Origin of the sequence: Paenibacillus sp. An7 (assembly GCF_009870785.1) — a bacterium.
Classification (GTDB): domain Bacteria; phylum Bacillota; class Bacilli; order Paenibacillales; family Paenibacillaceae; genus Paenibacillus.
In genome coordinates, this window is sequence record NZ_WTWX01000009.1 from 131722 (window position 1) to 152346 (window position 20625).

The following is a 20625-nucleotide window of genomic DNA, read 5'->3' on the forward strand; positions in this document are numbered from 1 at the left end:
AGCTTTTGAGATTGAAGGGAGATTATTATTATGGTAGGTAATAAAATTAATCGTGTTGTATTGGTAGGTACTGGAGCAGTAGGTTGCAGTTACGCTTACGCTATGATTAACCAAGGGATTGCTGAGGAACTTGTTCTTGTTGACGTAAATGCTGCGAAAGCTGAAGGCGAAGCAATGGACCTTAATCATGGGGTTCCATTCGCACCTTCTCCAACTAAAGTATGGAGCGGTTCTTATGAAGAATGCAAAAATGCCGACCTTGTTGTTATAACAGCAGGTTTGCCGCAAAAACCAGGTGAAACCCGTCTTGATCTTGTAGACAAAAATGCGAAGATTTTCAAAACGATCGTACGTCAAATCATGGACACCGGATTTGATGGCATTTTCTTGATCGCTTCTAATCCAGTAGATATCCTAACTTATGTAACTTGGAAGGAATCCGGTTTGCCAAAAGAACGTGTGCTTGGTTCTGGTACGACTCTCGATACAGCTCGTCTGCGTTATATGGTGGGTGAATACTTGGAAGTGGATACACGTAACGTCCACGCAGCCATTATTGGTGAGCATGGTGATACAGAATTTCCTGTATGGAGTCAAGCTTCCATCGGTATCGAATCCCTTGATAAAGTGATTGAGCGCCGTAATAACCCAGAAGATCGAGCGAAACTTGATGAAATTTTCGTCAACGTTCGTGATGCAGCATATCACATTATTGAACGTAAAGGTGCAACTTACTATGCGATTGGTATGGCACTCGCTCGTGTTACCAAAGCAATCCTTGGTAATGAGAATAGTATCTTAACCGTATCTTCTCTTCTTGAGGGACAATATGGTCAAGATGATCTATATATCGGTGTACCAGCGATTGTTAACCGCAGCGGAGTTCGTGAAGTAATCGATATTGAGCTGAACGAAGAAGAAAAAGCGAAATTCAATCACTCTGCGAAAGTCCTCAAAGAATTGATTGCTAAAGTTTATAACTAATCCCCTTCATATATAGGAACTGAGTTCCCCGGCCCGGCATATGCTACTTAAGGCAAATGCTAAGGCCGGGGAACTTTTTGTTCTTTTGAAAAATCAAATAACCGATCTCAAATATTATAAGAAGGGGCCGGGACATGCAAAACAAATTAGATGAAATGCTTGCGCACATGGCTCATGCGCATCAGCAAGTGGCCAGAGTACTCGAAGCGGAACGAGAGGTCAATGTCCGTATGGCAGGACTCATAAATGAAATGCCAGATCTGATGCCGCAATTTGCAGATGCTCAAGGCTTGCTTGATGGTTCTGCTTCTGTGAATGCAGGGATTGTAGCTTATCTCAGCGGACTTGCTGATTTACAAGAGATGATTGCAGACTCCATTTCTCATTTGGTAAAGGAACTGGCAGTAGCTGATGAAGAGTAAATTTCTTGAAGGCAGGTGATCTGGAAATGAACAGAGAGGAGTCACTGCTCCAAATGCTCGATGCTGCAGTCAAAGTTCAGCACAACATTTCCCTTATCTTGGAAGCGAAAGCACTTGAAGCAGAAAAGATGAGAAACTGGTCCGTCAACCACTTAAGCGCTGCCACCTATGACAGTCATGAGGATCAACTAACCGTCTCTCTTAAACTACAGGAACAGTTACTTGAACTGCTTGAAGGTATTAACCGTATGGAAGCAGGACTGAACAAGAATTTGAAAGCACTGCTTCATCAAAGTGAAGAGAATGGTTTTGATCAAATGATGATGGACTATGATCATGGTAAGGGATAGAGATGAATTTACTATCCAAAGAAAAAGAAGCAAAAATCGCCTTTCTTGAATCGATGACAAGAAGTCAGCTAGCACTGTCACGGATACTGACCATCATTGGCGATCGCTATGAGCTGATTAGCTCCACCGAGGACCTTCTACCTGAGCATATCCTTCTTATTGAACGTTGTCGCCTAGAGATAGCAGAGATGGCTGGGATGATGAAGTTTAGTCCACTAAATAAGGGAACTCCAGCACCTCCATGGTATGCAAATAAGCGATTGCCATGCAAGGGCACGTCCCAAGACTGAACTTAGACAGGAGGAATGATGATGAAAAGAAAAAAGTCATCAAAAGCGGGACCCTTAAAAAAAGGTACTGCCAAAAAGGCAACTCATTCGGCACCGAAATCAGTGAGACTTGCGAAGAAAAAAAAGAAGATGGCAGGGCGGAAGAACAAATCTCTATTGAGAAAGAAACCCTCTTCACTTATCAAAAAAAAGAACGGAAAACGAAAGGTCTCTCGAAAAACTACCGGGAGACGACACTCGTCAGCAAAAAAAACCGGACACAAATCCTACAACGACGCTTACAACGAGGGGTTCAACGTCGGATTTGCCATAGGGTTCGAAGATGGTCATGCACTCGCTTATCAAGGTGAAGAGATCTAAGCTCATGAGGGCCGTCATCTTTGTCTGTCTTAGATAAAACAGACGTTCAAGATGACGGCTTAGGCTCTATTTTCAGGAGGACAAGTCACTCAAATAGACTTACATATACATAACGCAGGTTAGACAAATGTCTGCCGTACAAACGCCAATTTTCTTAGGTTCTGGACACACGTCCATGATGCATTTGACCTTATGGCATATAGTTAGAAGGACTACATGAACTAATGTACAGAGAGAGATAGGTGAGTGCGAGGTGAAGCTTACAAGGAGGAAGCAAAGTTATCTTGAAGGTTATGCGGAAGGGGTTCGGGTTGGCGGGTGTAAAGCAATCCTTCAGAGAGTAAAGCAGCCGGAGACCGTTATTCGAAACATGAATGTACTTTATGTTCCGCAAGGTTTTGAAGCGATTGATGATGGTGTGATTGCTGCGCTTCAAATGACTGTTTCTAAATGTATCGTAGTGAATGCAGCTCATATGAAAGAATATGCGGCTATTCATAGGCCGGATCTTGTGCTCGTTATGAATGGTCTTCATGTCTTTCCTGAGAACCATTTATCACAAATAGATGAGATTCGTGCATTAGGTATTCGTACAGCGATCTGGTTTGTAGATGATCCTTATTTTACAGAAGATACAGCAGACATTTGTCTGCACTATGATCTAGTGTTCACCCATGAAATTAGGGCGGTACCATTCTATCAGAACCAGGGGGCTAAGCATGTCCATCATGTTCCGCTCGGAGTAAACACCTCTCTTTTCTCACCTCGTAAAACATCCTCAGATTATCAATATGATGTTTGCTTCATCGGCAGTGGATTTTGGAATCGTATCTCTTTATTTGATGAACTTGCTCCTTTTTTGAAAAATAAACGTGTCCTGATTGCAGGGGGGCAGTGGGGCAGACTACAGAGGCAAGACTTACTCGCTTCTTTTATCAAGCCGGACTGGATTCCACCAGTGGAAACGGTAGATTACTACAACGGAGCAAAAATCGTGATTAATATGCATAGACCTCCTGAATATGGGCTGGATAATCGGAACACTCATCAGATAACGGCAGGTTCTATTAATCCCAGAACGTATGAAATGAATGCCTGTGGGACCTTGCAAATCACAGATATTAGAGAGGATCTATCGAATTACTACAGGCCCGGATACGATATAGAGACTTATGAAAATAGTGCCGAGTTGCAGGATAAGATTGCCTATTATCTTAGGAATGAAGAAGAAAGGCTAACTGTTGCTTGGAGAAGTCTATATACAACACATGAGAATCATACCTTTCAGACGCGCATTCAGATGCTGCTGAGTTATGTGTAAACTATTCACTTCGTGAATAGATAAGAAGAAGGAGGGTGATCAAGGTGGCCATAAAGCGAGTAAAGGCTTCGAGAAAGAAAACAGTACGAGCAAGACCGAAGCGGTTACCGTATTCAGTAAATCCAGCGAATCAGAGTTCATCTTTTCAACGAGGTTATGATGATGGATATCTGCGCGGCCGCGCTCATTTTATAATGAACCGAGCAGTAGAACCTTTGCCTGTACGACCTCTACACGTCCTATATGTTTCCTCAGGTAAGGGATTTCCTTACTCGCCCCTGGACGAGGCAATAAGAGGGACGTTGCGAGACATGGTTACGAGTCTTCATACAGCAGAACCTCATGAACCCGTTGCAGAAATGGCAGCCTTGCTGAAGCCTGATCTCGTGCTGGTCTTAGATGGAATGTACTTTCCGGTAGAACAGGTAGATGCCATCCGAAATCAAGGAATACGAACTGCAATTTGGCTGACAGATGATCCTTACTATACAGATATAACGCTAAATATTGCTCCACGCTACGATTATGTATTCACACTTGAACTTAATTGCGTCGAGCTATATGAGAGTCATGGATGTCCAGAAGTGCATTATTTACCTTTTGCTGCTTACCTCCCCCAGTTTCACCCGAGTAAGCTGCCTGCCCTTCATCGCAGAGATATCAGCTTCATTGGGTCAGGATATTGGAACCGTGTTAATTATTTCAATCCTCTCCTCCCGCAAATGATGTCGCATCAAACCGTATTCAACGGAATATGGTGGGATCGACTCCCTGACTTTGAAAAATATAAACACAAGATTGAACTGAATCGCTGGATGAGTCCAGATGAGACAAAAGATGTGTATAACGGAACAAAGATTGTGCTCAACTTACACCGTTCCCATGAAGACGATTCTGTAAATAATAATAGTCTTAAAATCCCCGCTTTATCACCCAACCCTCGTACCTTTGAAATTTCAGCCTGTGCAACCCTGCAGCTTACTGATGCCAGAGGAGATTTAGCCCGTTTTTATAAACCTGGAGAAGAGATTGAAACATATGAGACAGCTGCTGAGATGATGGACAAAATTGAATACTATCTTGCTAATGAAGATAAACGGAGAGCTATTGCGCTGAGAGGGTTTGAACGCACTTGGAAAGAGCATTCCTATCATCACCGCATGGAGTCCCTGCTTCAGACGATATTCGGTTTATAGCGAGTATGCTGTAAATTATGTGCGAATGATACGGTGCATATGTCGTGCCGTCATTTGCCGTATTTCATATATTGAGGTAGAGCCATTGAGCCATGATCCTTCAAGTGCACAATCGAAGGAGGTGAACAACGCACATCCTTTCACTCGCTACCTTTAGGTAAGAAAGCAGGAAGGTTGTACGCCCGAGATGACACGAAAGCCAAAATTAATGTTATTCAGTCATATCAGTCACAGCCAAAGTATTACGGGGGCGGAAAAGCTGTTGTTGCGCTTTTGCCATGAAATGAATCCTTACTTTCGCTGTGTACTCGTGGTCCCTAATGAAGGAATGATCTCCCAGTTAGCTCGAAAGAATGGAATTCGGGTAAAAGTCCAGTCTTATGAACTGCTTCACAACATCTACACTCCCCATGAGGGGCTTAGACAAGAGGCAGATCAGTTAATGCATACCCCGTCTTCTTACGCTGTGATCCGTCTGTTGCAAAAAGAATCTCCTCAAATCGTACTCACGAATACCTGTGTAAATGCGGTACCTGCTATGGCAGCACGAATGCTTAACATCCCGGTGATTTGGAAAATTACCGAAACCATTACCCTGAACGCATACACGGGGGAATCCATAAAGATCATTGATGAGTTCAGCAACTGGGTCATCGGCATCTCGCAAACGGTCTTTGAACCTTTACAAGGCGGCAATATCTCCGCAAAATCCACCATATTATCTCCCACATGGGATGCTTCTCTTGCTGCAATTCATCAGTGGAACGATCTTCGAGCATCAAGGCGCAGCATAATTGGACTATCCTCTGAACATTTCTGCATTGGTTATATTTCCACTTTTATATACGATGCCAAAGGGTTATTGCCTTTCGTACGAAGTGCTTTGTCTTTATGTGAATCATATCCCCATAGCAGGTTTTGGATTATAGGAAACCCCGTTGATGAGGACTATTATAACGAGTGTGTGAGAATGATCGCTGAATCGAGATTCCGCCATCAATTCATCTTTACTCCTTTTCTTGAACAAGTCAGCGAAGCGTACTGTGCGATGGATCTTACCGCCGTTCCGAGTATGGTCAAAGAGGGTTTTGGGATGACGGCACTGGAGAGTCTTTACTTTGGAACACCGGTTGTTGCCTTTGGGCAGGGAGGTCTTCAGGAGATGATGGAGGCTGTCGGTAATTCGCATTTACTTGCTGAGCCGGGTAGTGCTACGGACTTAGCAAGCAGGATGGCTGTCTGTATCCAAAATCCAGAGGAAACGGCACGGACGGGTGAACGGAGCAAAATAGCCGCAGAGCAGCGATACGGTGCAGAAACATATAAAAACCGTGCAGAAGATATGATTCGTCATCTCATGAGCCAATTCCCAGGTTGGTTTGGTATACCCTCAGCTCGTCTGCGAACTCATGCCAAAAAGCGTAAACCGGTGAAAAGTAAGAGAAAGATGGATCAGCAACGAAAGAAAAAAACGAACTCTTCGCGACTGAGAAAAATTGTTAAAAAATCTAGAAACACCACGAAGATAAAGCCACTGAAGAAAAATAAAAGGAAGCAAACACGTTCTGTCATGAAGCCTCTGAGGTCTCAGAAAAAACGAAAATGACTTCATGAAAAAGGAGGGGTCACCTTGAAGATTATGACGGTACTTGGAACAAGGCCGGAAATTATCCGGCTAAGTCTTATTATTCCTAAGCTGGACCGTTATGCAGATCGTCACATCCTTGTGCATACAGGACAGAATTTCACAGAAAGTCTCAGCGGTCAATTTTTTAAAGAATTAGGCCTGCGATCTCCAGATTATGTACTTCAGGATGAAGCAGCTACGCTTGGTGAGCAATTGTCTGCGATGTTCAGTCAGCTGGAAAAAATTCTGGTTCAAGAAAAGCCGGATAAAATCTTGCTGCTAGGAGATACGAACAGTGCTTTATCGGCCATTCTTGCGGAGAGAATGGGTATACCGGTCATTCACATGGAAGCAGGGAATCGGTGTTATGACCTCGATGTACCCGAAGAGAAAAACCGCCGGGTAATTGATGCCATATCAAGCATTAATATGCCTTATACAGAACAAAGCAAAGCACACTTAATCCGGGAAGGTGTCCCTAGTCAGCGAATCGTGCTCACGGGCAATCCCATATATGAAGTAATGAAGCATTATGAAAATCGTATGCTGGAAAGCAAGATTATGGAGAAATTAGGGCTTGAAAAAGGAGAGTACTTTCTCGTTACAGCCCACCGTGCAGAAAATGTAGATCATCCCGCGCATTTAGCAGCTATTATGACAGGACTCAACCTCGTAGCAGAGAAACATGAAAAACGGATTATTTGTAGTATTCATCCTCGTACAGCAGCACGGATTAAAGAACACTTGAAGCTGACGATGCATCCCCTAGTAGAATTTCATGAGCCTTTTGGATTTTTTGATTTTCTTCTATTGGAGCAAAATGCATGCTGCGCCTTAACGGACAGCGGAACGGTCCAGGAAGAGTGCTGCATTATGGGAGTGCCTACCGTGACCATGCGTAAGACGACAGAACGGCCAGAGACCGTCGATTGCGGAAGTAACATTGTATCAGGGCTTGAAGCAGACCGCATTGCTGCATCCGCAGCGCTGATGATGGAACTAAATCGTTCCTGGGAGTGTCCAAAAGGGTATCTCGTTAAAGATGTATCGGATAAAGTAGTTAAATTTCTGCTTGGAGGGAAGCTGCATGTTTGAAAATCAACGTATTCTCGTTACCGGAGGTACCGGTTCATGGGGGCATGAATTAATCACTCAATTACTGACTTTAAATCCCAAGGAAGTCATCGTATATTCTCGCGGTGAATCGAGTCAAGTAGCCATGAGCCGTGAATTTGAAGACAGCCGCCTCAGTTTTTGTATCGGAGATATCAGGGATAAGGAAGCCCTCGTTGCCGCTTGTAAAGAAGTGGATTATGTATATCATCTAGCAGCGCTGAAACATGTCCCTGTCTGCGAAGATCAGCCTTATGAAGCGCTGAAAACCAATGTCATTGGTACTCAAAATGTGATTGAGGCAGCGGTAGAGAATGAAGTAAAGAAAGTAATCTATATCTCCACGGATAAAGCAGCAAACCCATCGAACTTTTATGGAATGACAAAGGCGATTGGAGAAAAGCTGATTGTATATGCGAACTTGCTTCGCAGCAAAACAGCATTCGTAACCGTGCGGGGCGGTAATGTTCTGGGTACGAACGGAAGTGTAGTCCATCTGTTTAAGGATCAGATTAAAAATAAAGGCGTAGTATCGATTACGGATATGGAGATGACACGATTCTTCCTTACGCTGCGCGATGCGATATCGCTTTTATTTGATGCTTCTGTAAAAAGTGTGGGCGGTGAAATTTTTGTAATGACGATGCCTACCTGCAAAATTGTAGATCTAGCAGAAGTATTAATCGAAGATGCAGGAATATCTGGTGTTCAGATCGTGGAACGAGGTACTCGGCCGGGAGAAAAAATTCACGAAATCCTGATGAGTGAGTTCGAGAGTAGAACAACCGTTGTTTATGATGAAAAATACCTTGTCATTCTTCCGACAATTAATCTGCCTGAACTAAAAGAACACTATAAATACTACGAGCCGGTGACCTTCTCCAGCTTCAGTTCGGAATTTAATCTGATGTCGAAAGAGGAGATTAAGGAAATCCTGCAGCGCGGGGGGTTCCTTGGATGAAACTGCTCATAATTGGTGGCCAGGGTATGGCAGGCCACATGATGGTTCAATATTTTAAGCAACAAGGAAAACACACGGTGTTCTATACATCTCGTAATAAGAAAGATCCGAATGGACTAATCCTGGATGTGAATGATATTCACAGTGTCGATCTGCTCGTAAAAGCGGTTCAACCTGATGTCATTATCAATGCAGTGGGGATTTTAAATCAATATGCAGAAAAAAATATAATTCAAGCCTACCATGTTAATGGCTTTTTACCGCACCGCCTTGCGAATCTGGCTGATCAAATCGGTGCAAGACTCATTCATATCAGCACAGATTGTGTATTCAAAGGGGACCGGTCAGGAGGATATACAGAAGAGGATTTACCAGATGGAGATACGATATATGCGATTACTAAATCACTCGGGGAAGTTTGTTCCCCGGGTCATCTTACGATACGTACCTCCATCATTGGACCGGAAGTCCGGAAGAACGGGATCGGTCTCATGCATTGGTTCTTTCAGCAAAAAGGGGTTGTGCAAGGGTATGCGAAAGCAAGGTGGAATGGAGTGACTACACTCATGCTTGCTAAGGTGGTGGATGAGTACATGACTTCAAAAGTGTCGGGTCTGATTCACCTGGCTCATCCTGAACCCGTATCGAAGTATGAGTTATTATTGCTTTTTAAAGAAATATGGGATCTCAAAGAAACAGTAATCGTCCCCAATAGTTCGTTTGTACAGGATCGAACCCTCGCTGTCACTCGGGAGGATGTAAACCCTATTCTGCCGTCTTATCGTGACATGCTGAAGGAGTTGAAGGAATGGATACAACAAGGCTGAAAGACAAAGTCGTGCTGGTAACCGGTGCTTCTGGATTTACAGGCCGGCATGCAGTTCAGCTGCTACGTGCCTGTGGAGCAAAGGTTGCGGCCGTCACCCGGTCACTTACTGCAGATTTGCAAGATGATCAGGTAATCTTCCATTTATGTGACCTCCGAGATCGTCAAGCCGTAAATCGGCTGGTGGTTCGTACTCAGCCTGATTATATCTTACATCTAGCAGGTCAGAATTCCGTACCTGTCTCCTGGGCAGACCCCGTGTCTACGATTGAAATGAATGTGATGTCCCCGCTTTATCTGCTCGATGCCATGCGAACACTGCCCGAATGCCGGGCAGTCATCGTTGGTTCACGTCTCAAATACATTCCTGTCCCAGATCTCCCGCTATCGCCTCCTCATCCTTATAGTCTCAGTAAGTACATGGAGGAACTCGTTTCTATGTCATTTTCATCGATGTATAGTCAGCAGATGATCTACGCCGAACCAGGAAATCTAATTGGGCCCGGTCCTTCCACTGGGATATGTTCATTACTTGCTGCCCATGTGGTTTCGGCTGAACAAGGAGAAAATCCTAATCCTTTCCGCCTATCATCCCGTGATGATGCTCGTGATTATTTAGATGTGCGGGATGCCGTTCAGGCATATCTTGCGCTTTTGCTGAATGGAGAGCCAGGCAGAATCTATCCTGTTATTTCAGGGAAAGAAAGAACGCTTGGAGAGATCGCTGACTTACTCCTTTCTTATACAAAAGCGCAGGTACCTCTGCTCTGGGGAGCGCCTTCTTCTGGTCCTGGAGGTGTCTCTGCTGTAGAGAATGATTCTGATTCCTGCACTTCTCTTACCAAATTAGGATGGAAACCAGAAATTCCATTTGCCTCTTCTATAGAGGATGTATTGCAGGATCACCGCCATCGCCGTAGTAAGGAAGGAGGGCAAGCATGAATTCGCTCCCTCTGGTCACGGTGGTCATTCCTTTCTATAACTGTCCCTATATCTCGCAAGCCATTCGAAGTGCACTCAGCCAAACGTATTCTATGGTAGAAATCATCGTAGTGGATGACGGATCTACACAGTATACGGAACAAATCCATCCCTATCTGCCTTTTATTTATTATCTTGGTAAGGCGAATGGCGGAACGGCATCCGCACTCAATCACGGAATTCGGTATGCCTCTGGAGAGTACATCGTTTGGCTCAGCTCGGATGACCGGTTCTATCCAGAGAAAATAGAGAAACAAGTACAGTTTATGATGAATCAGCAGGCTGTCATTTCTCATACCAATTTTAACTATATTAATGAAGATAACAGTGTAACCCAATACCGTGCCGGCATTTCCCCAATGACAGAAAAGGAAATGCTGCGAGTTTTTCTTACGGGGAATCCGGTGAATGGATGTACGGTTATGTTTCATAAATCACTAGCTCAGAACATCGGATTATTCGATGAATCTCTTCCTTATACGCATGATTATGATTTATGGTACCGTGTTCTGCTGAAGGGATATTCGTTTCCCTATTTAACGGAACCGCTGACGGCCTACCGTAAACACCATGGAATGGGGTCTGTAAAATATGCAGATGCAATCCAGCAAGAAATTCGAATGATTCAAAAGAGGTATGCAGAACAGATTCAGCAGATGATTCAAGTGCAAGGACTGTAGGGAAGGGGGAAAGCGAGTGTATCATGAAATACAGAAGACTGATTTTTTACCATTACTCAGTGAATTACTTCGGTTCTCAGATAGTGTGCTTGATGTTGGCAGCGGTCTAGGTGTTTTACTAGAATATTACGAGTCCAGGCTCATAGTAGCACTGGATATCCACCGGCCCTATCTGGAACATCGCGTCTACCGAGCTCCACATGTCATCCCCCTGAATGCAGATGCGAAAATATTAGATCAATTATTTCTTCCTAATTCATTTTCTGCGGTAACCATGATTGACTCTTTGGAACACTTTACAAAAGAAGATGGAACCTCCATCCTTCAGCAAGCCGAAAAAATCGCCAAGAATCGGATTATTATTTTTACACCGCGCGGCTTTTTTCCTCAAGAAGGAGTCGATCACTACAACTTACAGGGTGAAGTGTATCAAAATCATTACAGTGGTTGGGAAGCAGAGGAACTTGAAAGCATTGGATATCAGGTCATTATCCTTAAAGGATTTCACAATCAAAAGAACCCCTCTTTCGAGGAGTCGTATGGAACAGAACATGAGCCTGTTGATGCCCTATTGGCCTGGAAGATCCTTGATGAGTAAAAGTGAGGTGAGATGCTTGTGAATAGCAAACCTGTCGTGACCATCGTCATTCCCTTTTATAATTGCAAATATATTGGAGAAGCCATCGAGAGTGCTTTACAGCAAACCTATAACCATATTGAAGTTATTGTTGTAGATGATGGATCAACTCAGCATACAGAACTCATTACACCTTATAAAGATCAAATTCGCTATATCCGTAAAGTGAATGGCGGGACAGCTACGGCACTAAATACAGGAATTGTACATGCGAAGGGGCAGTATTTTGCCTGGCTGAGCAGTGATGATGCCTTTCTTCCCCATAAAGTGGAGACACAAGTGAATTATATGCTTGAAAAAGGCTTATCTTTTACCCAATCGGCTTATCATTATATGAATTCACTTAGTGAGCAGACTGAAACGATCTATCCGAAACTCGGAAGCAGGTCAGACATGATTCATACTCTTTTATCGTATTGTCCGATCAACGGTTGTTCCGTCATGCTCGGTATGCAGGTATTCGGTAAAGTAGGACTGTTCAATCCGAACTTTCGCTATGCACATGATTATGAGATGTGGCTCAGATTACTTCCGTATTATGAACTTGGATGCGTGGATATCCCGCTGATCAAGTATCGGATGCACGAACAGATGGGGACTGCAAGACATATGGAAGAGATCGAAAAAGAGGTAGCTGCCATTCAGAATCTTCATCGGTCTGCTTTGCTATCTTTACTGTGAATGGATGGAGGTGAAGAGCAGTTGCGTTACATTTTACCTGTATACACGTTATGTCACGGCGGAGCACAGCGAATGATCGCGGAACTTGCGAATCGGCTTGTCGACACGGGGCATGAAGTTTTGATTGTAATGCCAAGCCAAGGTGTAGTGGAATATGAGATCAAAGCACGAATTTTGCAAGTGAAGGAGACCATTTTACAATCACGCCATATCCCTAAGGGGGATGTCGTTTTATCTAATTTTTACACAACAGCTTTTCCGGCGCAGCAAGCCAGCGAAGAAGGCAAAGGGCTGCATGTAAGGTTGTCCTTGTGTTATGAGCCTACTTTTCTGAGAGATAACCAATATTCATTTCCTTCCTATCATCTAACCCCTCATTTACTTGTACTTTCCAGGTGGCAGCAAGATATGATTTTTCTTAATCATGGAATAAAGGGCAGAATTGTACCTATAGGTGTCAGCCGCTTTTTTCATAATATGCATATTCGGGAACAATTAAATGGTCCGCTGCGTATTACTTCGATCTACCGGAAAGAAGAAGGGGATTTTTCGTGGCATCGGGAACAAAAATATTTACTTGCTCAGCTTGATCTTGTGAAAGCCGCTCATCCAGAAGTGAGTTTGAACTTAATAACACCTCCTGGCGAATATGCAGACTCCGAGGATATACAGTTTCTTCAATCGACGGGAAAATATAATATCTATACTCCAGAGAACGATGAAGAATTGAGATATCATTATAACCAGACCGATATCTATGTTAGTTCAGGTTCATATGATACAGGTTCACTTCCGGGTCTTGAAGCGATGAGATGCGGAGCAGCTCTTGTCGCTTGTTATTCAGGAGGAAACACGGAATATGCTATGCATGAACGAAACTGTCTTATGTCTTATCGATACGAGAATCGGTTAGCTAAAGATGTAATCAGGCTGATTGAAAATGATCATCTGAGGTTAAAACTGGCGAAGAATGGGGAACGCGACTCAAGTGTCTTCACCTGGGAGAAAAGTTATTCCGAGCTGGAGCGGATTGTGAACGATATCGTGAGCAGAGTCCGTGCTATTTAGCCCGAAGTTTCTTTTGAGGCTAGATCTATATGAAAAGCCCCCTGCTTAGAAGAGCTTAGAAGGCAGGGGGCTTTTCATCATGAGTTTTAACGATATAAAAGATCTTGTTTTTCTTTTTGAGAAGCCGCTTTTTTTCCGAAAAACAGTGTTTTGGTGAAAAATACCCTGGCATATCTGTAATTGACAACGATAGCTAACACAATACTGATCAGATTGATCGCAATGGCCAGTTCAAATACACTTCTAACATGGAAATGCTCCATTAGCAGGCCAGTGACAAAAGGAATTGTCGTATAGGAAATGGAGGTAGCGGTGTACATGAAACCGGTAATCTGTCCTTTTCGTTCACTAAAAAATTCACTCATCACAGTAAGCGATAACTGCAATACGCCTGAAATTGTAAAACCAATTAACAAGACAGCTGCAATCATTGCCATTTGAGATTTCACGGTCAGAAGCAGTATAAACGCAAACAAGGAAAGAATGGGATATAAGAGAACGACACTCACAGGTTTTAACCATTTGCTAAGTGCAATAACAAGAAAGAATACAGAGACTAAGGAGCCGATATTATAGTAGCTAATCAGCTTAAGCGAATCTGCTTCTGTTAAGCCTATCATCTGTTGTCCATAAGTAGGGAGCCAGAGTTGCATAACATATAAAAGAGCAGGTCCCGTGAAACCAAGTAAGATTAAGCAAATTCCCTCTAGCCTAAAGCGTGGCTGAGAATGATATACCGGTTTTTTCGGTACTTCTTTCGTGATGGTTTCATCATCTTTTTCTTCGTCTTCGCACTTCATACTCGGAAACTTCGCTCTGTAGATCAAAATCGTATTCAGAAGAAAAATGATAGCAGGCAGGAAGAAGGCATATCCATAAAACCAATCTTGATTCATGATAAATAAAATGATGATCGGCAGCAGCGATGCTCCTACCGAGATCACACCTCTAACTAATACCGTTGCTGAGCCAGCTGCTTTTGGAAAGGCTTCTATAAGCGCTGGATAGGTACCCGAATCCATACAAGCATTGGCAACCCCTGCGAGCACTGCAAAAATAACGGCTGTTCCTAAGTTTGGACTGAGCGGAATACCGACCAGGAAGACGGCCATGAGAATACCTGCAATGATAATAAACGGTTTTCGTCCAAATCGATCTGATAATAAGCCTGATACGTATAGTGTAGCAAGGCGGACAAAACAGATGGCTGATACAAGCAAGCTGACACCGGCTGCATTCGTATGAAGAGATTCGGTTAGAAATGACATATGAGATGCCAAAATAATATTAACCATCCCGTATAAGAAATAGTTGATGTATATTCCACAAGCTGCGTGAAGATAACTATTTTTCAGGGTATTCATGATGTACTCCACCTAACCGATAATGATAGTGAAAAAAATCACAAACGATAACACAATAACATAAAAAAATGGATTGAAACTCTCAAACTGGAGTATAAAGTACAATTTTATATAAATCAATAGATTGAATATCAAGAAAATGTGTCATTAAATGTAAAAATCCGTCGCATCATAATAAGAAAAGAAACTACTTAATACTTCCCTGACAATGTGCAATGACATAATCCCGAAATGCAATGGCTGCGGGTGATAAATAACGATTTTTTACTGTAGCCATATAGATATATCGCTCATAGCTTGGGTTAGAGATGGGCAGTGCTTTGACCTGAAAATGATTTAGTGTGCTGATCCGGGGCATAATGCCAATTCCGTAATTTACAGATACAAGTCCTGCCATCGCATTATCCTCCTCAATCTCACAGATAATGTGCGGAGTGACGTCCACTTGGGCAAATAGGTCGTCAATAATGGGCCTTACACCGCTCGCCTCATTAAAGAAAATGAATGGATACCCGGCTGTATCTTTCAAATCAATAGAATCCTGATTCGCTAAAGGATGCTCTGGATGAACAATCACTACCAGTTCTTCTTTTGTGACGGGGATAAACTCAATATGTTCTTGTTCTTCAGGGAGAAAGGAACAGAACGCGATATCAAAGGTGTCATTTTTTAATTCCTGAATTAAAGTTTGTGTATTTCCTTGATGAAAAGAGAGCGTAATATCTTTGAACTCCTCACGAGAAGTAAAGGATTGAATCAGAGAAGGGGCAAAGTGCGGTCCGAGTGTGTAGATAAAAGCTAGATCAACTCGGCCATGATTGGGACTAGCAAGCTCCCGGATTTTATGCTCACCTTTACTAAGCTCAGACAAAGCCTTGTCAACATGTTCGAGGAATACACGACCATACTTGGTCAGACGGACATTCCGTCCTTTTTTCTCGAATAAGGGAACGCCAAGTTTCTTCTCTAGTTCTGCGATGGCGTGACTTAGACTGGGCTGTGTAATATGCAGTTTAGCTGAAGCCTGGGTGAAGTGTTCTAGTTCAGCTAGGACTTGAAAGTACTGTAGATGCCTAAGATTCATAAGTACAACTTCCTTTCCTATGAGTTAGAAAGCAGGATTATTATAAAACAATCCATAGATAAAATCTATTGATTTTTATGAAAATATGAATTTGTTTTATTGAAAATCTGATTATACAATGTAGCCATAAACGTTCAGCTGAATGAAATTGAATTAGATAATGAATAGTGACTAGACTTACCAACAAACGAAAAAAAGAACAGATGATCTCTCACAACACTAGAGCCGCTCGCTTCAGCGGTTATATTTTAGACCTGACATGTGAATTAATTCACATTGGAAGATTCACATGGAAAGTTTGCAAGACGTTAAGGATGCGGGTCTTAAACATCTTAGATTAAATAAACTGGAGGAAGAGTAAATGTATCCTACGATTTTTTCACCCTTAACTGTGAAAAGCATGACCCTCAAGAACCGAATTGTCATGCCGCCGATGGGAACGAACTTTGCCGGTACAAACGGTGAAATGACACCAAACCATATGAAATATTATGAGCAACGGGCGAAAGGCGGAACCGGTCTAATTATTGTAGAAAATGCTTGTCTCGATTTCCCTTTAGGCTCCAATGGAACGACCCAGCTGCGTATAGACCATGATCGTTATATTCCAGGGTTCTACGAGCTGACAGAACGTCTTCATAATCAAGGTGCCAAAGTAGCGATTCAAATTAACCATGCAGGTGCTTCTGCAGTTCCGGATCGAATTGGACAGCAGCCTGTATCCTCTTCTAATATTCCTTCGAAAGCAGGCGGAGCGGTTCCTCGCCCGCTTACCAAAGAAGAAATTCTAGAGATTGTAGAGAAGTACGGAAAAGCAGCAAAACGAGTGAAAATGGCAGGTTTTGATGCGATAGAAATTCACGCAGGACACTCCTATTTGCTCTGTCAGTTCTTGTCTCCTGTATATAACAAACGTACAGATGAGTTTGGCGGCAGTTACGAGAATCGTGCTCGCTTCGCTCGCATGGTTATTGACCGGATCAGAGCAGAGGTTGGACCAATGTTCCCGATCATGCTTCGAATCAGTGCGGATGAATTTGTTGCCGGAGGCAACACTTTAGAAGATTCACTCCAGCTTCTTGATTATCTGCATGAGGAAGTAGACGTCATTAATGTGTCCGCGGCGCTGAATGATTCCCTGCAATATCAGATTGATCAAATGAGTCTGCCTGATGGATGGCGCTCCTATCTGGCAAAAGCAGTACGTGATAAATTTAATAAACCGACGATTGCGAGCGGTAATTTCCGTCATCCACAGGTGGCTGAAAATGTACTCTCTAAAGGAGAAGCGGATCTCATTGCGATCGGGCGCGGACTTATCGCTGATCCTGATTGGGTAAGCAAAGTAAGCCGTGGTGAAGAAGAAATGCTTCGTAAATGTATTTCTTGTAACATTGGATGTGCTGGTCACCGAATTGCACTCAATCGTCCAATTAAATGTACGGTAAATCCAGATGTCATCAATGGAGATGAATATAAAGATAAGCAAGTGAAGAAGCAAACGAATGTTGTAGTTATCGGCGGAGGTACAGCCGGTCTAGAGGCGGCATGTACAGCAGCAGAAGTAGGTTGCAATACATTCCTAATTGAACAGAAATCGTATCTCGGCGGACTAGCTGCTGAAATCTCAAGATTGCCGGACAAAAAACGAATTGCTGATTTCCCTAAATATTTAAATCAAAGAAGCAAACGGTTGAAAAATCTTATTACCTTTACGGATACCGTTGCCGATATCGCTCGAATCGAGAACTTGAAGCCGGATGTGATCGTGAATGCAACAGGATCTAAGCCTTTGCTTCCGCCAATTCAAGGATTGTTAGAACATATTGATAAGCCGGGTAGTCGTGTTCATTCTATTTTCAGTCTGCTGAGTGACGTGAATCAGTTCCCTAATATGGAAGGAAAGAAAGTAGCTGTTATCGGTGGTGGTGCAGTTGGCCTGGATGTAGTTGAATTTTTCTCATCTCAAAAAGCAGAGGTTACCATTGTAGAACGACTTCCTGAACTAGGTAAGGATCTTGATATTATTACTAGAATTTCTATGATGGACATGCTGAAGAAACATGAAGTTGATGTGAGAACAAGCACATCCTTGGTTGAAGTGGCGGGGGATCATTTCAAACTAGAATATGAGGGTGAAGTGAGCTCTCTTGATTTTGACTTTGGATTTGTCTGCCTGGGTATGAGACCAGAACGTCCTGAACTCAGTGAGGTAGAGAAGCATTTTATTCCTCAGGGAGTAGAAGTTATTAATATTGGAGATAGTCTCGGCGCACGTAAAATCTTAGATGGGGTACGCGAAGGGAGAAATATCCTTTCTACCTTGAAAAAGATAGGTTCCTTGTAAGATCAACAGAGGTGTCTGCGTGCTAGAATAAAAAGTTCTGGCACGTGGCTACCGAGGGAATTACAAAGTTGACCGAGTTATGGTCTTGTCTTTGATAAATAATGAATATAAACAACTAGAGGAGATGTTAATCATGGCAGAACGTATTTCAGGAAAAACAAAACTTATTGGTTTATTAGGAACTCCCATTTCTCACAGTTTGTCCCCAAAAATGCATAACGAAGCTTTCGCTAAACTCGGATTAGACTATGTGTATTTAGCATTTGATGTGGATAATGAGCAGCTTCCTGGGGTAATTCAAGGTTTCCGCTCCCTTAATGTACGTGGTTGCAACGTGACGATGCCGAATAAAACGGTTGTTCTTCAATATTTAGATAAGTTATCTCCTGCAGCTGAACTTGCAGGAGCAGTGAACACTGTAGTGAACGATAATGGGGTGCTTACAGGTCATATCACCGATGGAGTAGGGTACATGAGAGCACTCAAAGAAGATGGTATTGATATCATTGGCAAAAAAATGACGATTACAGGTGCCGGCGGAGCAGCCACAGCGATCTGTATTCAAGCAGCACTGGACGGTGTTAAAGAAATCTCTATTTTTAATAGAAAAGATGCATTCTATGAGCGTGCGGAACAAACGGTTAGAAATATTATGGAAAAGACAGATTGCAAAGTGAAGCTGTTTGACCTGGAAGACACGAACACTCTCTATAAGGAAATTGAAGACAGTGCAATCTTTACGAATGCAACAGGCGTGGGCATGAAACCACTCGTAGGTCAAAGCCTCATTACCGACCCTGCTGTACTGCGCAGTGATCTGATTGTATCTGATGTCGTTTATATTCCTGAAAAAACACGTCTGCTTGAGATGGCAGAAGAACAAGGATGCCGTACAATTAACGGTCTTGGCATGATGCTATGGCAAGGTGCAGAAGCATTCAAAATCTGGACAGGGGAAGACATGCCTGTTGATTACATTAAAGAATTGTTGTTCTAGGAAGGCGTCTGCCTTCTCACGGCGACACTTGTGAAAAAATGAACAAACTAATTCGATCTTAACAAATGAATCTACTCTAAAGGAGCAGTGGAATGTTGTGAAGAACAAGTATATGCCAACGGCATTAGCTTTGTATATTAACTATTTTGTACATGGTATGGGTGCTATTATCCTGGCACAGAATATGGGGTTCCTAAGCGAACAGTTAAATACCGATAGCGCCGGAATTTCCTATGTTATATCCGCACTCGGTATTGGACGATTACTCGTTCTGTTTATTTCGGGTGTACTGTCTGACAAATTAGGACGGAAACCATTCGTATTTATCGGGATGGCCATGTATGCCGTATTCTTCGTCGGAATTCTGTTATCACCGAACGTGACCGTCGCCTTTATCTTTGCCTTGCTCGCAGGGATGGCGAACTCGGTGCTTGATTCTGGTACCTATCCGGCCCTCATGGAAGCTTTTCCGAAATCTGCAGGTACAGCAAATGTTATTATCAAAGCGTTTATTTCCGGTGGTCAATTTGCACTTCCAATGATCATCAGTGTACTCATTAGCAGCAACTTGTATTATGGTTACTCCTTCTTGATCTGTGTAGCGATCTTTATCGTCAATGGCTTGTTCCTTATTCGCTTGCCATTCCCTGATCAGGAGCAGCAACAAGAACAGCAAGAAACAACTACCGTAGCAGATAAGAGTCATTCCGGTAGAAAACCTAGCTTCTGGATTGAAGGACTATGCCTCATTCTGATTGGTTATACTGCGACAGCAACGTTTTATCTGATTTCTGTATGGCTTCCAACGTATGGAGAGCAAGTAGCAGGGATGTCAAACACCTCATCATTGCAGCTTATTAGTTACTACAGTATGGGCTCCTTGATCTCTGTGTTTGTTACTTCTTTCCTTGTGAAGAGTCTTGTGAAACCTGTCACTTTTGTATTTATTTATCCGTTAATTTCTTTTATAGCACTGGTTGTACTATGGGCTTTCCCATCTGCGGCAGTATGTGTAATCGCAGGATTTGTGATTGGTTTCTCCGCTGCTGGCGGCGTATTGCAGCTCGCACTTACAACGATGTCTGAGCTCTTTCCAACTAGTAAAGGTAAAATTACCGGTATTGTATATACCGCATCAAGCCTTGCGACATTCTCAATTCCTGTAATTACAGGTATACTATCCAAAACGAGTATCAGCAGTATTATTATGTTCGATGCGATCGTTACGCTTGTCGGTGTTATTCTAGCTATTATAGTCAACATCCGTTACCGGAAAGTAATGAACGCACCACTAAAAGCAGTACAAGGCTAAAGTTAACAGGCAGTTCTAAATTAT

Annotated in this window: 21 protein-coding genes; 19 read left to right on the forward strand and 2 right to left on the reverse strand. The window is 42.9% G+C overall.

Features of this window, described 5'->3' with window-relative positions; translation table 11 throughout:
- The first annotated feature begins 30 nt into the window (after nucleotides 1-30).
- The 16 genes from GQY27_RS12730 (at nucleotide 31) to GQY27_RS12805 (ending at nucleotide 13497) form a co-directional block, all read left to right on the forward strand.
- Nucleotides 31-984, forward strand: a complete 954-nt coding sequence (locus tag GQY27_RS12730; RefSeq protein ID WP_160034904.1) for an L-lactate dehydrogenase — start codon at nucleotides 31-33, stop codon at nucleotides 982-984.
- Between the two features lie 134 nt (nucleotides 985-1118).
- Complete coding sequence (locus tag GQY27_RS12735; RefSeq protein WP_160034906.1) at nucleotides 1119-1406, forward strand: nucleoside-diphosphate sugar epimerase; 288 nt, start codon at nucleotides 1119-1121, stop codon at nucleotides 1404-1406.
- 5 nt (nucleotides 1407-1411) lie between these two features.
- Nucleotides 1412-1756, forward strand: coding sequence for an alpha-helical endospore appendage domain-containing protein (locus GQY27_RS12740; protein WP_236570583.1), 345 nt, complete (start codon nucleotides 1412-1414; stop codon nucleotides 1754-1756).
- 2 nt (nucleotides 1757-1758) lie between these two features.
- On the forward strand, nucleotides 1759-2046 hold the full coding sequence (locus GQY27_RS12745; RefSeq protein WP_160034908.1) for a hypothetical protein: 288 nt from the start codon (nucleotides 1759-1761) through the stop codon (nucleotides 2044-2046).
- A gap of 21 nt (nucleotides 2047-2067) precedes the next feature.
- On the forward strand, nucleotides 2068-2406 hold the full coding sequence (locus GQY27_RS12750; RefSeq protein ID WP_160034910.1) for a hypothetical protein: 339 nt from the start codon (nucleotides 2068-2070) through the stop codon (nucleotides 2404-2406).
- A 253-nt stretch (nucleotides 2407-2659) separates the two neighbouring features.
- Nucleotides 2660-3727 (forward strand): CgeB family protein, encoded by a 1068-nt coding sequence (locus GQY27_RS12755; protein WP_201450725.1) that lies wholly within the window; start codon nucleotides 2660-2662, stop codon nucleotides 3725-3727.
- Between the two features lie 50 nt (nucleotides 3728-3777).
- Nucleotides 3778-4923 (forward strand): CgeB family protein, encoded by a 1146-nt coding sequence (locus tag GQY27_RS12760; protein ID WP_442950906.1) that lies wholly within the window; start codon nucleotides 3778-3780, stop codon nucleotides 4921-4923.
- A gap of 187 nt (nucleotides 4924-5110) precedes the next feature.
- Nucleotides 5111-6529: a glycosyltransferase family 4 protein gene (locus tag GQY27_RS12765; protein ID WP_160034912.1), complete on the forward strand. Its 1419-nt coding sequence runs from the start codon at nucleotides 5111-5113 to the stop codon at nucleotides 6527-6529.
- A 24-nt stretch (nucleotides 6530-6553) separates the two neighbouring features.
- Nucleotides 6554-7645 carry a non-hydrolyzing UDP-N-acetylglucosamine 2-epimerase gene (gene wecB / locus GQY27_RS12770; protein WP_160034914.1) on the forward strand — a complete coding sequence of 364 codons (1092 nt, stop codon included), beginning with the start codon at nucleotides 6554-6556 and terminating at the stop codon, nucleotides 7643-7645.
- Complete coding sequence (locus tag GQY27_RS12775) at nucleotides 7638-8624, forward strand: polysaccharide biosynthesis protein (RefSeq protein WP_160034916.1); 987 nt, start codon at nucleotides 7638-7640, stop codon at nucleotides 8622-8624. Before wecB ends, GQY27_RS12775 begins: the two co-directional genes overlap by 8 nt.
- Nucleotides 8621-9451 (forward strand): dTDP-4-dehydrorhamnose reductase family protein, encoded by an 831-nt coding sequence (locus tag GQY27_RS12780; RefSeq protein ID WP_160034918.1) that lies wholly within the window; start codon nucleotides 8621-8623, stop codon nucleotides 9449-9451. Before GQY27_RS12775 ends, GQY27_RS12780 begins: the two co-directional genes overlap by 4 nt.
- Nucleotides 9433-10392: an NAD-dependent epimerase/dehydratase family protein gene (locus GQY27_RS12785; RefSeq protein ID WP_160034920.1), complete on the forward strand. Its 960-nt coding sequence runs from the start codon at nucleotides 9433-9435 to the stop codon at nucleotides 10390-10392. Before GQY27_RS12780 ends, GQY27_RS12785 begins: the two co-directional genes overlap by 19 nt.
- A complete protein-coding gene (locus GQY27_RS12790; protein ID WP_160034922.1) occupies nucleotides 10389-11111 on the forward strand; it encodes a glycosyltransferase in 723 nt (240 codons plus the stop codon). The genes GQY27_RS12785 and GQY27_RS12790 overlap by 4 nt, the downstream gene beginning before the upstream one ends.
- A gap of 16 nt (nucleotides 11112-11127) precedes the next feature.
- Complete coding sequence (locus tag GQY27_RS12795) at nucleotides 11128-11709, forward strand: class I SAM-dependent methyltransferase (RefSeq protein WP_160034924.1); 582 nt, start codon at nucleotides 11128-11130, stop codon at nucleotides 11707-11709.
- Nucleotides 11710-11727: 18 nt separating this feature from the next.
- Entirely contained in the window at nucleotides 11728-12429 is a 702-nt protein-coding gene (locus GQY27_RS12800) for a glycosyltransferase family 2 protein (RefSeq protein ID WP_236570585.1), read from the forward strand.
- A gap of 21 nt (nucleotides 12430-12450) precedes the next feature.
- Nucleotides 12451-13497: a glycosyltransferase family 4 protein gene (locus GQY27_RS12805; protein WP_160034928.1), complete on the forward strand. Its 1047-nt coding sequence runs from the start codon at nucleotides 12451-12453 to the stop codon at nucleotides 13495-13497.
- Nucleotides 13498-13583: 86 nt separating this feature from the next.
- Here the strand turns inward: GQY27_RS12805 and GQY27_RS12810 are convergent, their stop codons facing one another.
- The gene (locus GQY27_RS12810; protein ID WP_160034930.1) at nucleotides 13584-14861 is read right to left on the reverse strand and encodes an MFS transporter; all 1278 of its coding nucleotides are present in this window, start codon (nucleotides 14859-14861) and stop codon (nucleotides 13584-13586) included.
- 187 nt (nucleotides 14862-15048) lie between these two features.
- Entirely contained in the window at nucleotides 15049-15945 is an 897-nt protein-coding gene (locus GQY27_RS12815; RefSeq protein WP_160034932.1) for a LysR family transcriptional regulator, read from the reverse strand.
- Between the two features lie 361 nt (nucleotides 15946-16306).
- Here GQY27_RS12815 and GQY27_RS12820 point away from each other — a divergent pair, with 361 nt between their 5' ends.
- From GQY27_RS12820 to GQY27_RS12830, 3 genes are all read left to right on the forward strand, one after another.
- Complete coding sequence (locus GQY27_RS12820) at nucleotides 16307-18292, forward strand: NAD(P)/FAD-dependent oxidoreductase (RefSeq protein WP_160034934.1); 1986 nt, start codon at nucleotides 16307-16309, stop codon at nucleotides 18290-18292.
- A gap of 133 nt (nucleotides 18293-18425) precedes the next feature.
- Entirely contained in the window at nucleotides 18426-19289 is an 864-nt protein-coding gene (locus GQY27_RS12825) for a shikimate dehydrogenase (protein ID WP_160034936.1), read from the forward strand.
- 97 nt (nucleotides 19290-19386) lie between these two features.
- The gene (locus GQY27_RS12830; protein ID WP_160034938.1) at nucleotides 19387-20601 is read left to right on the forward strand and encodes an MFS transporter; all 1215 of its coding nucleotides are present in this window, start codon (nucleotides 19387-19389) and stop codon (nucleotides 20599-20601) included.
- Nucleotides 20602-20625 lie beyond the last annotated feature (24 nt).

Excerpts from the sequence above, each read along its gene's own strand:
- GQY27_RS12730 (WP_160034904.1), top strand. The coding sequence starts at position 31 with ATGGTAGGTAATAAAATTAATCGTGTTGTATTGGTAGGTACTGGAGCA.
- GQY27_RS12735 (WP_160034906.1), top strand. The coding sequence starts at position 1,119 with ATGCAAAACAAATTAGATGAAATGCTTGCGCACATGGCTCATGCGCAT.
- GQY27_RS12745 (WP_160034908.1), top strand. The coding sequence starts at position 1,759 with ATGAATTTACTATCCAAAGAAAAAGAAGCAAAAATCGCCTTTCTTGAA.
- GQY27_RS12750 (WP_160034910.1), top strand. The coding sequence starts at position 2,068 with ATGAAAAGAAAAAAGTCATCAAAAGCGGGACCCTTAAAAAAAGGTACT.
- GQY27_RS12765 (WP_160034912.1), top strand. The coding sequence starts at position 5,111 with ATGACACGAAAGCCAAAATTAATGTTATTCAGTCATATCAGTCACAGC.
- GQY27_RS12775 (WP_160034916.1), top strand. The coding sequence starts at position 7,638 with ATGTTTGAAAATCAACGTATTCTCGTTACCGGAGGTACCGGTTCATGG.
- GQY27_RS12780 (WP_160034918.1), top strand. The coding sequence starts at position 8,621 with ATGAAACTGCTCATAATTGGTGGCCAGGGTATGGCAGGCCACATGATG.
- GQY27_RS12785 (WP_160034920.1), top strand. The coding sequence starts at position 9,433 with ATGGATACAACAAGGCTGAAAGACAAAGTCGTGCTGGTAACCGGTGCT.
- GQY27_RS12790 (WP_160034922.1), top strand. The coding sequence starts at position 10,389 with ATGAATTCGCTCCCTCTGGTCACGGTGGTCATTCCTTTCTATAACTGT.
- GQY27_RS12810 (WP_160034930.1), bottom strand. The coding sequence starts at position 14,861 with ATGAATACCCTGAAAAATAGTTATCTTCACGCAGCTTGTGGAATATAC.
- GQY27_RS12815 (WP_160034932.1), bottom strand. The coding sequence starts at position 15,945 with ATGAATCTTAGGCATCTACAGTACTTTCAAGTCCTAGCTGAACTAGAA.
- GQY27_RS12820 (WP_160034934.1), top strand. The coding sequence starts at position 16,307 with ATGTATCCTACGATTTTTTCACCCTTAACTGTGAAAAGCATGACCCTC.
- GQY27_RS12825 (WP_160034936.1), top strand. The coding sequence starts at position 18,426 with ATGGCAGAACGTATTTCAGGAAAAACAAAACTTATTGGTTTATTAGGA.